A 12,326-nucleotide genomic window follows, 5' to 3' on the forward strand; every position below is an offset into this window, starting at 1 on the left:
GCTTATAGATGTAAAAATAATATAAATTCACATTGTTATTCTTTTTATAAATATACATCCCTGTAGCCGCTGCCGTAGGCTGCGATCGTTTTGGGCGGCATTCCGACGTAGCAGGCGCAAACCCGGCGAACGTGTCTCTTCCGATACGCCGCATATGCAGGTTTTACGACGGCTGCGCCGCCGAGCGCAGCCTGCGGCAGCGGCTACAGGTCAGTATTCAGGCAAACGAGCCGGCATAAGCGAACAGCGCCGGCGCGCCGCCGGTGTGCAGGAAGATGATCGGGCCGTCGTCGAAACGCTGGCGGCCGATGCCGTCGAGCAGGCCGGCCATGGCCTTGCCGGTGTAGACCGGGTCCAGCAGCAGGCCTTCCTGGCTCGCCAGCAGTTTCACCGCGGCCAGGGTGCCGGCGTTCGGTTCGCCATAACGCGGGGCGAAATACTCGTCCCACAACTCCACCTTGAAGCTCTCCGGCAACGTCACCCCGAGCAATTCGGCGGTGCGCTCGGCCAGGCCCTGGACCTTCGGCCGTTGCGCTTCGTCGGTGCGCGACACGGTGACGCCGATCACCGGCAACTGCGGCAACACTTCGCTCAAGGCCAGGGCCAGGCCGCTGTGGGTGCCGGCGCTGCCCGAGGCCAGCACCACGGCGGCGAAGTCGAGCCCGCTGTTGTTGATCTGCTCCGCCAGCTCCAGGCCGGCGCGCACGTAACCCAGTGCGCCGAGGGCGTTGGAGCCGCCAATCGGCACCAGGTATGGCTGCTTGCCGCTGCTGCGCAGGCGCTCGGCCAGGGCCTGCAACTGCTCGTCGGCGTTGTCCAGGTTCTCCACCAGCTCGACCTTGGCGTCGAACAGGTCGAGCAGCAGGCGGTTGCCGTTGCCCAGGTAATTGCCGTCGTCGGTGCCGATGGGGTTTTCCAGCAGGGCGACGCAACCGAGGCCGAGCTTGGCGGCCAGGGCCGCGGTCTGGCGTACGTGGTTGGACTGGATGGCGCCCGCGGTGATCAGGGTGTCCGCGCCCTGGGCCAGCGCATCGGCGGCCAGGTATTCGAGTTTGCGCAGCTTGTTGCCGCCCATGGCCAGCGGCGTGGTGTCGTCGCGCTTGACGTAGATATCGCGGCCCAGCCAGGTGGACAGGCGTTCGAGTTTTTCCAGGGCGGTGGCGCCGCCCAGCAGGTCGAGACGGTTAAAACGGTCGAGCTGTCGTTTGATCATGAGGCCGCACAGGTTGTCAGAGGTGTCAGGGACTATAGGCAGCGATATTTACCGGGGCAACCGTCAATCGCTTATGCCAAAAGGTACTTAGGCCAGCACAATTAGTTCTTAATTTGGCCTGGGACGCATACCGTAAAGTGACGTCGTTTACGCGGCCAGACCGTCCGGCCGCCTGAGTGAGGAGTCTTATCGTGAGCGAGCGTTCCAGCCATTGGCAATTGCAGACCATAGTCGGTCAACTGCGTGATGCCCGCGACCAGTGGCGTACCCGCAACGGGCGGGTCAGTGGTGAGCAGGGTGGTCGGGAACTGCCGTCGCGCGCGGCCATGGCCGAGATTCTCGAGGCGCTGTGTGGGGCCTTGTTCCCGATGCGCCTGGGCCCGGTGGACCTGCGCGAGGAAAGCGAGGATTTCTACGTCGGCCACACCCTGGACGCGGCCCTCAATGCACTGCTCGCCCAGACCCGCCTGGAACTGCGTTATGCCGCGCGCCAGAGCGGCGAGGCGGACGAAGACGTCAACGCCAGGGCCATCCGCATCATCCAGGATTTCGCCCTGGCCCTGCCGGGGCTGCGGGTGTTGCTCGATACCGATGTGCTGGCCGCCTACCACGGCGACCCGGCGGCGCGCAGCGTCGATGAAGTGCTGCTGTGCTACCCGGGCATCCTGGCGGTGATCCACCATCGCCTGGCCCACCATCTGTACCGCGCCGGCCTGCCGCTGCTGGCGCGGATCAGCGCAGAAATCGCCCACTCGGCCACCGGCATCGACATTCACCCGGGGGCGCAGATCGGCCGCAGCTTCTTCATCGACCACGGCACCGGTGTGGTGATCGGCGAGACCGCGATCATCGGCGAGCGTGTACGCATCTACCAGGCCGTGACCCTAGGTGCCAAGCGCTTCCCGGCGGACGAGGACGGCCAGTTGCAGAAGGGCCATCCGCGCCACCCGATCGTCGAGGACGACGTGGTGATCTACGCCGGCGCGACCATCCTCGGGCGCATCACCATCGGCAAGGGCTCGACCATCGGCGGCAATGTCTGGCTGACCCGCAGCGTGCCGGCCGGGTGCAACCTGACCCAGGCCAACCTGCAGCATGACGATGGGTCGCAAAAATAAGCCGGGGTGCTTGCATTATGTAGCCGCTGCCGCAGGCTGCGATCGCCCCGAGAGGGGCGCCGCTCTTGGGTCTTTTGCAGGCCTGCGGGCCTTGGCGCAGCCTTCGGCGGCGGCTACAGAGATCGGCATAATTTAACGCTGAACGATTCCCTCCGCGACACATCAGACCTTTCCTAAAACCTGCGAAATCAGGCGACCGCCGAGCCCGGCGATTAGTCCTTGCGCGCCTATCCGTGTTTAACTTGAACGCTTGTTCAAGTTAAACCGGCAGCTCGCTGCCCGCTCACAACAGGAGGCTTACCTTTGCTGAGTCCGATCTTTTCAGCCGCGTTTTACCCCCTCGAGGTGCACGTTTCATGAGTGCATCGTCCATTCCCGCCAGCGGCCTGATCCGCATGAATCCGCCGGTGTTCTACTTCGCCGCGAGCTTTATCCTGGCCTTCGGCCTGGTGGTCATTGCCCTGCCGGAACAGGCCGGCGCCTGGCTGCTGGCCGCGCAAAACTGGGCGGCCAATACGGTCGGTTGGTACTACATGCTGGCCATGACCCTGTACCTGATCTTCGTGGTGGTCACCGCCTTGTCCGGCTACGGCAAGATCAAGCTCGGTGCCGACCACGACGAACCGGAATTCAGTTACCTGTCCTGGGCTGGCATGCTGTTCGCCGCCGGGATCAGCATCACGCTGTTCTTCTTCTGCGTGTCGGAACCCCTGACCCACATGCTGCAACCGCCCCAGGGCGAGGCCGGGACCGCGGATGCGGCGCGCCAGGCCATGCAGATTCTCTTCCTGCACTGGGGCCTGCATGGCTGGGGCGTGTTCGCCTTCGTCGGCATGGCCCTGGCGTATTTCGCCTACCGGCATAACCTGCCGCTGGCCCTGCGTTCGGCGCTGTACCCGCTGATCGGCAAGCGCATCAATGGCCCCATCGGCTACGCGGTGGATGGCTTCGGCATCATCGCCACGGTGTTCGGCCTCGGCGCCGACATGGGCTTTGGCGTGCTGCACCTCAACTCCGGCCTGGATTACCTGTTCGGCATCGCCCACACCCAGTGGGTCCAGGTGGGCCTGATCACCCTGATGATGGGTGCGGCGATCATTGTCGCGGTGTCCGGTGTCGACAAGGGCGTGCGGGTGATGTCCGACATCAACATGCTGCTGGCCTGTGCGCTGCTGCTGTTCGTGTTGTTCGCCGGCCCCACCCAGCACCTGCTCAACACCCTGATCCAGAACCTCGGCGATTACCTCGGCGCCTTGCCGACCAAGAGTTTCGACCTCTACGCCTATAACGAACCCAGCGACTGGCTGGGCGGCTGGACCGTCTTCTACTGGGCCTGGTGGATCGCATGGTCGCCGTTCGTGGGCCTGTTCATCGCGCGGATTTCCCGTGGCCGGACCATTCGTGAGTTCGTGTTCGGCGTGCTGCTGATTCCCCTGGGCTTCACCCTGGCCTGGATGTCGATCTTCGGTAACAGTGCCATCGACCAGGTGCTCAACCACGGCATGAGCGCGCTGGGCATGTCGGCCATCGAGAACCCCTCGATGACCCTCTACCTGCTGCTGGAAACCTACCCCTGGAGCAAGACTGTCATCGCCGTGACGGTGTTCATCAGCTTCGTGTTCTTCGTCACCTCGGCCGACTCCGGCACCGTGGTGCTCTCGACCCTGTCGGCCAAGGGCGGCAATGCCGATGAAGACGGGCCGAAATGGCTGCGGGTGTTCTGGGGCGCGATGACCGCGCTGGTCACCAGCGCGCTGCTGTTCGCCGGCAGCATCGACTCGCTGAAGTCGGCGGTGGTGCTGACCTCGCTGCCGTTCTCGATGATCCTGCTGCTGATGATGTGGGGGCTGCACAAGGCCTTCTACCTCGAGTCGCAGAAGCAGATCGCCCAGTTGCATTCGCTGGCGCCGGTGTCGTCGTCTTCGCGGCGCGGCAAGGGCGGCTGGCGCCAGCGCCTGAGCCAGGCGGTACATTTCCCGTCGCGCGACGAGGTCTATCGCTTCCTCGATCAGACGGTGCGCCCGGCTATCGAAGAAGTGACCGCGGTGTTCGTCGAGAAAGGCCTGAACGTGATCACCCAGCCGGACCCGGCCAACGACAACGTCAGCCTGGAAATCGGCCATGGCGACCAGCATCCGTTCGTTTATCAGGTGCAGATGCGCGGCTACTTCACCCCGTCCTTCGCCCGTGGCGGCATGGGGCCCAAGGAGATGCGCAACCGGCGTTACTACCGGGCCGAGGTGCACCTGGCCGAGGGTAGCCAGGACTATGACCTGATGGGCTACACCAAGGAGCAGATCATCAACGACATCCTCGACCAGTACGAACGCCATATGCAGTTCCTGCACCTGGTGCGTTGATCGCGGGGCGGTGGCGTTTGTGCCACCGTCATCGCGGGCCTCAGGCCCGGCCCAATACCGTGAACAACACCAGCGCCGCCACCGGCACGCCGAACACCACACTGCCGACCGCCAGCTCCGTGCTCAGGGGCTGGCCGGCGTGGACCATCCCCACCGCGCCGTTGATCACCGTCAGCGCCAGCCAGAGTACGACGAAACTGTAGGCCAGGGTCTGGCGACCGAGGCCGAGCTTTTCGCCGATAAACAGCATCAGCGCCAGGAGAATCAGGCCGAAGCAAGTGATGATCGCGGTGTGCATGATGAAGTCCTCGCGGGCGGAATTCAGGGGTGAGTCCAGGGTCGATGGCGGTTCAAGGCTCCCGACCTAGAGTGTGGTCCAGGGAGTGGCGTCCTGCTCCACGAAAAGTGAAGGCCGGGATCAGCAGGGTGTTGGACGAAACGGGCGAGTCGGTGGTCGGGGGCATGAGTGTCTCCGCGAATAAGCCGGTGGAAAGCAGCGATGGCCCGGGGAGTGCCCGGGCCATCGGTGCCGTTGTTTCAGCGAACGGCGGGCTTGAGCAGGTCTTCCAGGCCGATGCGGCGAAACATCTCGGCGCGCACCCGGTCGGCCATGGCATTGACGATCTCGGCACCGTCCTGGGACGGGTCGATATGCCGGCGCAACGGCCGGGAGCCGAAGGGCAGGCCGACGATCTCGACGATGGCCTTCGCGACCTCGGCGACATCGGCGTCAGCCGGCTCCAGGGTGGCCAGGCCGTTGAGTGCCTGCTCCGGCACGCCGGCATAGGGGCCCTGGTTGTACTCGGCGGCGCGGGCCTGGTCGGCCGGGGCGCCGGAGTGCGCGAAGTGGTTGGTGCCCTGGGTGAAGGCGCCTGGCACGATGATCGAGGTCTCCACGCCCCAGCGCGCCAGCTCCCCGGCATAGGACACCGCCAGGGAGTCCATCGCCGCCTTGGCCGCGAAGTACGGCGCCAGGTAGGGCGGGGTGCCGCCGCGGGCGCTGCTGGAGGATACCCACAGCACCAGTCCCCGGCCCTGCTTGCGCAGTTGCGGCAGGGCCGCGCGGTTGACCCGCTGGGTGCTCAGTACGTTGATGTCGTAGAGCTGGGCGAACTGTTCGGGGGTGAAGGCTTCGGCGGGGCCGAAGGCCATGTGCCCGGCGTTGTGGATGATCACATCCAGCCGGCCGCAGTCGGCGACTATCCGGGCGACACCGGCCTCGACCGAGGCGCTGGAGGCGACGTCCAGTTCGACGCTGCGCAAATCGACCCGGTGCTCGTCGGCGTAGCGCCGCACCTCGGCCACCTGAGGCGCATTGCGGCCCAGGGTTTCACGCATGCTGGCGTAGACGATATGGCCGGCGTCGGCGAGGGCGCGGGCGGTCAGGGCGCCAAAACCACTGGAGGCGCCGGTAATCAGGATGACGGATTGCATGGCATTGATCTCTTCAGGTGAGGGTGGTTTCAGGCACGCCGGGGCAGGCGTTGTTGTACGGCGTGGGACAGCCAGCCGGCGAAGGTGCCCAGGGTTCCTTCGACCGTGGGTGAGGTGGCTCAGACAAGCCCGCCGTTGGCGCGCAGGACCTGCCCGTTGACCCAGGCCGAATCAGGGCTGATCAGGAAGGACACGACGCGGGAAATATCTTCGGGTTGAGCCAGGCGCTCCAGCGGGGCCATCTTGGCGAAACCCTGGATCTGCTCTTCGCTCTTGCCGTGCAGGAACAAGTCGGTGGCCACCGGGCCCGGTGCCACTGCATTGACGGTGATATTGCGACCGCGCATTTCCTTGGCGAACACCTGGGTCAGGGACTCCACCGCTGCTTTGCTGGCGATGTACACCGCGTAACCCGGCAGGTTCATGCCGACGGTGCTGCTGGAGAAATTGACGATGCGCCCGCCGCCGTTCAGGCGAGTCGCGGCTTCACGCAGGGTGTTGAAGGTGCCGCGAGCGTGGATGTTGAAGTTCTGGTCGAACAGTTCGTCCGTGTGTTGCGCCAGCGGCAGGACCTTGAGGATGCCGGCGTTGTTGATCAGCACGTCGACCTTGCCCAGTTGGGTTTCGGTCTCGTCGAACAGGCGGCGCACGTCATCGGCATTGGCCACGTCGGCCTTGACCGCTATGGCCTGGTGACCGGCCTGGCGCAGTTCCACCACCAGGGCCGAGGCTTCGCTGGCGCTGTTGGCGTAGTTGATGGCGACGGCGAAGCCTTCGCTGGCCAGTTGCCGGGCGATCACCGCGCCGATGCCGCGGGAGGCGCCGGTCACGATGGCAACTTTCGAAGTCTGGGTAGTCATGGCGAATTTCCTTCTGGGTAACGAGTGATTGGCTGTGGTGTGGAAGCAGATTCACATGTTTACCCAGGGTGATAAATGCGCCAGAGTTGGCTTGACTGTTCAATAATCGCCAACAATCAATGAGCCCCGGAGCCCGTCGTGGATCAAGTCAAAGCGATGAAGGTGTTTGTGCGGATCTACGAGCGCAGCAGCTTCACCCTGGCCGCCGAGGACCTGAACCTGCCGCGCGCCACCCTGACCCATACCCTCAACCAGTTCGAGGCCTGGCTCGGTACCCGCCTGCTGGAACGCAGCACCCGCCGCGTGCGCCCGACTCTCGACGGCGAGGCCTATTACCAGCGCTGCGTACAGCTGCTGGCGGAGCTGGAAGAGGCCGAACTGGCGTTTCGCACGGTGGCGCCGAAGGGGCGTTTGCGGGTCGACCTGCATGGCACCCTGGCCAAGTACTTCGTGATTCCGGCCCTGCCCGAATTCATGGCGCGCTATCCGGAGATCGAGCTGTCCATCAGCGAGGCCGATCGTTTTGTCGACCTGATCGCCGAAGGGGTGGACTGCGTGTTGCGCGCCGGCACCCTGGGCGATTCGTCGCTGATCGGCCGGCGCGTGGCCAACCTGCAGCAGATCACCTGCGCCAGCCCGGCCTACCTGCGCAAGTACGGCGAGCCATCGAGCCTCGACGAGCTGTCGCGGCATCGTGCGGTGAACTACGTCTCACGCACCACAGCCAAGCTGTTTCCGTTCGAATTCATGGTCGATGGCGAACTGCGGGAAGTCGCCATCGAGGGCGCGCTGTCGGTGTTCGGCGCGGAAATCTATGCTGCCTCGGCCGTGGCCGGGCTGGGCATCATCCAGTGCCCGCGCTACCGCATGGCACAGCAGATTTCCCAGGGGCTGGTGCAGGAGATCCTCACCGATACCCCGCCGCCGCCCATGCCGGTTTCCGTGCTGTACCCACACAACCGCCACATGTCGCCGCGGGTGCGGGTGTTCGTCGACTGGCTGGCGGAGGTTTTTGCCAGGGCGGTCTGAAAAGGGCCAGGGCAGCGCCGGTCATCGCTGCTTTCTGTATTGATTGTCTGGATGTGTATAGTGTGTATTGTTCGCCTTTGACTGTGGACGGTGGCTTTTCGGGACGTATCGAAAGGACACGGCAATGCGCAGTCGGGAACTGATCAGGATGATCGAGGAGGACGGGTGGTATTTGATCGCGGTCAAAGGCAGTCATCACCAATACAAGCATCTGCACAAGCCGGGGCGGGTCACTATTCCCCACCCGGATGCGGATCTGCCCAAGGGCACGATCCACAGCATCTTGAAACAGGCGGGCCTGAAATGAGGCCGGCCTTGAACGAAGAGGTCAACGAGATGAAATTCCCGGTCGTGCTGCACAAGGATGCCGACTCCGGATATGGAGTGATCGTCCCCGATGTGCCGGGCTGTTTTTCCGCCGGCCATACCGCAGCAGAAGCCTTCGAGAATGTGAAAGAGGCCCTGTCGCTGCATTACGAAGGCCTGGTCGCCGATGGTGAACCGCTGCCCCAGGTGCATGAAGTCGACGTGCATATCGACAACCCCGATTACGCCGGTGGCGTGTGGGGCATGATCGAGTTCGACATCACGCCTTACTTCGGCAAGGCGGTGCGCTTCAACGCCACCCTGCCGGAGCAATTGCTGGAACGCATCGACCAGACCGTCAAGCGCGACCAGCGCTACCGCTCGCGTTCGGGCTTCCTCGCGGCTGCCGCTTTACGCGAACTCTCCGCCTAGGCATTGCCCGCCCCCATGGTTCCCATGGGGGCATGCCTGGCATCTGTCCCTCGATATTTTCCTCTACCACCCAGGCTTTGGAACCCTTCGTTTCGGCCCGGCAGGGTGGCGTTTTAGCGTCTATAAACAACGGGTGCAGCGCTTTGTTCGATGCCGCCATTCCTGGTTTTTCCGGGCGGTGCAGCACCGCCAGGGCCCTGTGTTTCCAGGGTTTTGTCCGCTGATCCGGCTTCCGGTCGACGGCGTCATTTAGCCGGGATTTTCATCGGCTGAGCTTCCCCTCCAGCTACGATTTCGTACTGTGGTACGTGGTACGTAATTAAATATTTCAACAGTAATATCTATTTCCTGTTTTCGAACATCCGATTTGGGCAATAGCGCGGTGCCAATGCCACGTTCGAGCGTTCCGCCAGCGGGTGTCAGATCGTTTCTGTCATTGGCCACTCCTGCAGTGGCCGCGAGCGCGCCTGGGCGTATGCTGGGCAACTTTCTGGCGTTTGGCTGATTCATATGCTGCAAGGGCGCTGCCCCACACCCATGTGCATTCGCTTAAACCCGGGCGTTCAGGACCAAGAGAGGATTCGATGACTTACCTTGCTGCCGAAAACCGCTACGACTCCATCCCCTACCGCCGCGTCGGACGCAGCGGCCTGGTGCTGCCGGCGCTGTCCTTGGGCCTGTGGCACAACTTCGGCGACAGCACGCCGATCGACACCCAGCGTTCGTTGCTGCGCACCGCCTTCGACCTGGGCATCAATCACTTCGACCTGGCCAACAACTACGGCCCGCCCTATGGCAGCGCCGAGATCAATTTCGGTCGTTTGTTGCGTGAAGACTTCAAGCGGTATCGCGACGAGCTGATCATCTCCAGCAAGGCCGGTTGGGATATGTGGCCCGGTCCGTATGGCCAGGGCGGTGGCTCGCGCAAATACGTGCTGGCCAGCCTCGACCAGAGCCTGCAGCGTCTGGGCCTCGACTATGTGGATATCTTCTATTCTCACCGCTTCGACCCGGACACCCCGTTGGAAGAAACCGCCAGCGCCCTGGCCACCGCGGTGCAGCAGGGCAAGGCGCTGTACATCGGTATCTCGTCTTATTCGGGGGTGAAGACCCGCGAGATCGCAGCCTTGCTCAAGGAGTGGAAAGTGCCGCTGCTGATCCACCAGCCGGCCTATAACCTGCTCAACCGCTGGGTGGAAAAGGACCTTTTGGACACCACCGAAGAACTCGGCGCCGGGGTGATTGCCTTCACGCCGTTGGCCCAGGGCCTGCTGACCGACAAGTACCTCAACGGCATTCCCGAGGATGCGCGGGTCAACCGCCCGGGCGGTGGTTCGTTGCAAGCCTCGCACCTGTCCGAGGCCAACCTCGCCCATGTGCGCGCCCTCAACGAAATCGCCCAGCGTCGTGGCCAGAGCCTGGCACAACTGGCCCTGGCCTGGACTCTGCGCGACCCGCGGGTGACCTCGGCCCTGATCGGCGCCAGCCGGCCGGAGCAGATCGTCGAGAACGTCGGCGCATTGCAGAACCTGAACTTCAGTGCCGAAGAGCTGGCAGAGATCGATCGTTTTGCCCGCGAAGGCGGGATCAATCTGTGGGAGAAACCTTCAACCGCGGAATAGAACCTGCCGTCATGTTGTAAGGCTGTCGCGGCTTCTGTAGGAGCCGGGCTTGCCGGCGATCGCGGCGGTGTGTTGTGTCAGGCATGCCGCCATCGCGAGCAAGCTGCGCTCCTACAGAGCCGGGTTCAAATTTCGAGCGGCAGCCAGGGGTTGATAACGATCAACCCTGTATCGCTGAAATCCTTGGCGTTACGGGTGGCGATCGCCGCGTCGTGGACGCGGCATATGGCCGCGATTTGCGCATCCACCAGGCTGATCGGACGCCCCAGGCTTTCCCGGTGCGAAATCAGATGAGCGTAGTAAAGAGCCGCCTGGGTCCCGAAGGGCACGATGCGGTCGATGAAATCTTCCTCGAACATCGCCAGGGCCGACGCATGGAGCATCTGTTTGCGCTTGCCGTGGGGCAGGCGCGCGATGCCGTGAAGAATCTCGGCCATGGTCATGGCGCTGATGTAGAGGTCTTCGACAGGTTGCGCTTCGATCCACAGCAATACCGATGCGTCCGGTTGGGGACGCATCAGTTCCGACAGCACATTAGTGTCGAGCACGATCATTCGCCCAGATCCACCACGCGTGCCGGCTCGGTACGTTCGGGCAGCTCAAGCTTCGCTCCGCCGGCCTCGGCAAAGCGTGCCCGGATACGACTGGCCAGGCCTTGGCTGTCGGCTGTTCTGTTCAGGGCGCGGCGCAAAATCAAGCGGGCCTCTTCTTCCATGGAGTGGCCGTTGTGGGCGGCTTCGATGCGCAGGCGCTCTTTGATGTGGTCGTCCAGGTTTCGGATTGTCAGGCTGGCCATGGGTTCCTCCGAATGAAATCAATGCAATCATTGATAGCATAGCTATGTGTCATCGAGGATGGGCAACCACTTGTCGTTTGGTGATGCCGCAATCCCCCGCCAGTCCTGCGTCATGGGCAAGCTGGCGAGTATCGGTTATCGGAAAAACGGCATATCCCCGAGAATCGTCGCGCGGTGCATCACGCGGCGTTGCGGACGGTAGTCGTCGACCGCGTAGTGCTGGGTCACGCGGTTGTCCCAGAAGGCCACGTCGTTGATCTGCCAGCGCCAGCGGATGGTGAATTCCGGGCGGGTGGCGTGGGCGAACAGCAGTTTCAGGATGACTTCGCTTTCGCTGTCCGACAGCTCGTTGATCCTGGTGGTGAAGCCTTCGTTGACGAACAGCGACTTGCGCCCGCTGACCGGGTGGGTGCGGATCACCGGGTGCGACAGCGGCGGGTTTTTCCGCTTGGCTTCTTCCCAGCGCGCCAGGTCCTGCGGGGTATTGCCGAAGCGTTCCAGGGGGAAGGACTTGATGAACTCGTGAGTCGCGGTCAGGCCTTGCAGCAGGTTTTTCATCGGCTCCGAGAGCGCCTCATAGGCCGCGATGCCGCTGGCCCACAGGGTATCGCCACCGTATGCCGGCAACAGCTTGGCGCTGAGCACCGCGCCCAGGGCCGGGGTCGGCAGGAAGGTCACGTCGGTGTGCCAGACGGCGTTGTCGCGTACGTCGGTTTGCGCGGTGTCGAGGATCAGCACTTGCGGCTGTTCCGGCACGTTGGGGTAGATCGGATGGATATGCAGGTTGCCAAAGTTCGCCGCGAAGCGCGCCTGTTGCTGCGGGTCGATCGGCTGGTCGCGGAAGAACAGCACCTGATGCTGGAGCAGCGCCTGCTCGATGATGTCGCGCTGTTCGCCGGCCAGTGGCTGGCTGATATCGACGCCGCTGATCTGGGCGCCCAGGGCGGAGCTTAAAGGGGTGATGGTCAGGCTCATGTCGTTCTCGAATGGAGCGCCGAATTGCCGGCGTGGTCAGTTCTGTCTGTAAGAAGTCTTGCCCGCTACCTCTGTAGCCGCTGCCGAGCTTTGGCGAGGCTGCGATCGAGCGCAAAGCGCTCGCAAAACCTGGCGCCGCGGTATTCCAGATACAACGCGTCAGGCGGGTTGCGCCTCGCTG

General features: G+C 63.5%; 13 protein-coding genes. 6 read left to right on the forward strand and 7 right to left on the reverse strand.

Annotation, left to right across the window (positions count from 1 at the left end; genetic code table 11):
* Nucleotides 1–217 precede the first annotated feature (217 nt).
* Nucleotides 218–1,213, reverse strand: a complete 996-nt coding sequence (locus AC07Y9_RS26080; RefSeq protein ID WP_102679895.1) for a D-cysteine desulfhydrase — start codon at nucleotides 1,211–1,213, stop codon at nucleotides 218–220.
* A gap of 191 nt (nucleotides 1,214–1,404) precedes the next feature.
* Between AC07Y9_RS26080 and epsC the strand changes: the two genes are divergently transcribed.
* Complete coding sequence (epsC, locus tag AC07Y9_RS26085; protein WP_009041677.1) at nucleotides 1,405–2,331, forward strand: serine O-acetyltransferase EpsC; 927 nt, start codon at nucleotides 1,405–1,407, stop codon at nucleotides 2,329–2,331.
* Nucleotides 2,332–2,726: 395 nt separating this feature from the next.
* A complete protein-coding gene (gene betT, locus AC07Y9_RS26090) occupies nucleotides 2,727–4,691 on the forward strand; it encodes a choline transporter BetT (protein WP_173679779.1) in 1,965 nt (654 codons plus the stop codon).
* 40 nt (nucleotides 4,692–4,731) lie between these two features.
* On the opposite strand, the gene AC07Y9_RS26095 is transcribed toward betT, so the two are convergent.
* The 3 genes from AC07Y9_RS26095 to AC07Y9_RS26105 all read right to left on the reverse strand — a co-directional run bounded on the left by AC07Y9_RS26095 (nucleotide 4,732) and on the right by AC07Y9_RS26105 (nucleotide 6,985).
* The gene (locus AC07Y9_RS26095) at nucleotides 4,732–4,989 is read right to left on the reverse strand and encodes a hypothetical protein (RefSeq protein ID WP_053259255.1); all 258 of its coding nucleotides are present in this window, start codon (nucleotides 4,987–4,989) and stop codon (nucleotides 4,732–4,734) included.
* Nucleotides 4,990–5,228: 239 nt separating this feature from the next.
* Complete coding sequence (locus AC07Y9_RS26100; RefSeq protein WP_102679893.1) at nucleotides 5,229–6,125, reverse strand: SDR family oxidoreductase; 897 nt, start codon at nucleotides 6,123–6,125, stop codon at nucleotides 5,229–5,231.
* A 119-nt stretch (nucleotides 6,126–6,244) separates the two neighbouring features.
* Entirely contained in the window at nucleotides 6,245–6,985 is a 741-nt protein-coding gene (locus tag AC07Y9_RS26105) for an SDR family oxidoreductase (protein ID WP_102679892.1), read from the reverse strand.
* A 138-nt stretch (nucleotides 6,986–7,123) separates the two neighbouring features.
* Here AC07Y9_RS26105 and AC07Y9_RS26110 point away from each other — a divergent pair, with 138 nt between their 5' ends.
* From AC07Y9_RS26110 to mgrA, 4 genes are all read left to right on the forward strand, one after another.
* Complete coding sequence (locus AC07Y9_RS26110; protein WP_102679891.1) at nucleotides 7,124–8,014, forward strand: LysR family transcriptional regulator; 891 nt, start codon at nucleotides 7,124–7,126, stop codon at nucleotides 8,012–8,014.
* A 124-nt stretch (nucleotides 8,015–8,138) separates the two neighbouring features.
* On the forward strand, nucleotides 8,139–8,321 hold the full coding sequence (locus AC07Y9_RS26115) for a type II toxin-antitoxin system HicA family toxin (protein WP_007925285.1): 183 nt from the start codon (nucleotides 8,139–8,141) through the stop codon (nucleotides 8,319–8,321).
* Nucleotides 8,322–8,350: 29 nt separating this feature from the next.
* Entirely contained in the window at nucleotides 8,351–8,752 is a 402-nt protein-coding gene (locus AC07Y9_RS26120; RefSeq protein ID WP_009041686.1) for a type II toxin-antitoxin system HicB family antitoxin, read from the forward strand.
* A 584-nt stretch (nucleotides 8,753–9,336) separates the two neighbouring features.
* Nucleotides 9,337–10,374 (forward strand): L-glyceraldehyde 3-phosphate reductase, encoded by a 1,038-nt coding sequence (gene mgrA, locus AC07Y9_RS26125; RefSeq protein ID WP_053259262.1) that lies wholly within the window; start codon nucleotides 9,337–9,339, stop codon nucleotides 10,372–10,374.
* 125 nt (nucleotides 10,375–10,499) lie between these two features.
* Here the strand turns inward: mgrA and AC07Y9_RS26130 are convergent, their stop codons facing one another.
* The 3 genes from AC07Y9_RS26130 to tauD all read right to left on the reverse strand — a co-directional run bounded on the left by AC07Y9_RS26130 (nucleotide 10,500) and on the right by tauD (nucleotide 12,145).
* Complete coding sequence (locus AC07Y9_RS26130; protein WP_007925281.1) at nucleotides 10,500–10,928, reverse strand: type II toxin-antitoxin system VapC family toxin; 429 nt, start codon at nucleotides 10,926–10,928, stop codon at nucleotides 10,500–10,502.
* Nucleotides 10,925–11,170, reverse strand: coding sequence for a FitA-like ribbon-helix-helix domain-containing protein (locus AC07Y9_RS26135; RefSeq protein ID WP_053259263.1), 246 nt, complete (start codon nucleotides 11,168–11,170; stop codon nucleotides 10,925–10,927). The genes AC07Y9_RS26130 and AC07Y9_RS26135 overlap by 4 nt, the downstream gene beginning before the upstream one ends.
* Before the next feature lie 135 nt (nucleotides 11,171–11,305).
* Complete coding sequence (gene tauD / locus AC07Y9_RS26140; RefSeq protein ID WP_102679890.1) at nucleotides 11,306–12,145, reverse strand: taurine dioxygenase; 840 nt, start codon at nucleotides 12,143–12,145, stop codon at nucleotides 11,306–11,308.
* Nucleotides 12,146–12,326 lie beyond the last annotated feature (181 nt).

The sequence above is a fragment of the Pseudomonas sp. GW456-L12 genome (genome assembly GCF_059424045.1).

Excerpts from the sequence above, each read along its gene's own strand:
- AC07Y9_RS26130 (WP_007925281.1), bottom strand. The coding sequence starts at position 10,928 with ATGATCGTGCTCGACACTAATGTGCTGTCGGAACTGATGCGTCCCCAA.
- AC07Y9_RS26120 (WP_009041686.1), top strand. The coding sequence starts at position 8,351 with ATGAAATTCCCGGTCGTGCTGCACAAGGATGCCGACTCCGGATATGGA.
- mgrA (WP_053259262.1), top strand. The coding sequence starts at position 9,337 with ATGACTTACCTTGCTGCCGAAAACCGCTACGACTCCATCCCCTACCGC.
- AC07Y9_RS26105 (WP_102679892.1), bottom strand. The coding sequence starts at position 6,985 with ATGACTACCCAGACTTCGAAAGTTGCCATCGTGACCGGCGCCTCCCGC.
- AC07Y9_RS26095 (WP_053259255.1), bottom strand. The coding sequence starts at position 4,989 with ATGCACACCGCGATCATCACTTGCTTCGGCCTGATTCTCCTGGCGCTG.
- AC07Y9_RS26135 (WP_053259263.1), bottom strand. The coding sequence starts at position 11,170 with ATGGCCAGCCTGACAATCCGAAACCTGGACGACCACATCAAAGAGCGC.
- AC07Y9_RS26115 (WP_007925285.1), top strand. The coding sequence starts at position 8,139 with ATGCGCAGTCGGGAACTGATCAGGATGATCGAGGAGGACGGGTGGTAT.
- betT (WP_173679779.1), top strand. The coding sequence starts at position 2,727 with ATGAATCCGCCGGTGTTCTACTTCGCCGCGAGCTTTATCCTGGCCTTC.
- AC07Y9_RS26080 (WP_102679895.1), bottom strand. The coding sequence starts at position 1,213 with ATGATCAAACGACAGCTCGACCGTTTTAACCGTCTCGACCTGCTGGGC.
- AC07Y9_RS26100 (WP_102679893.1), bottom strand. The coding sequence starts at position 6,125 with ATGCAATCCGTCATCCTGATTACCGGCGCCTCCAGTGGTTTTGGCGCC.
- tauD (WP_102679890.1), bottom strand. The coding sequence starts at position 12,145 with ATGAGCCTGACCATCACCCCTTTAAGCTCCGCCCTGGGCGCCCAGATC.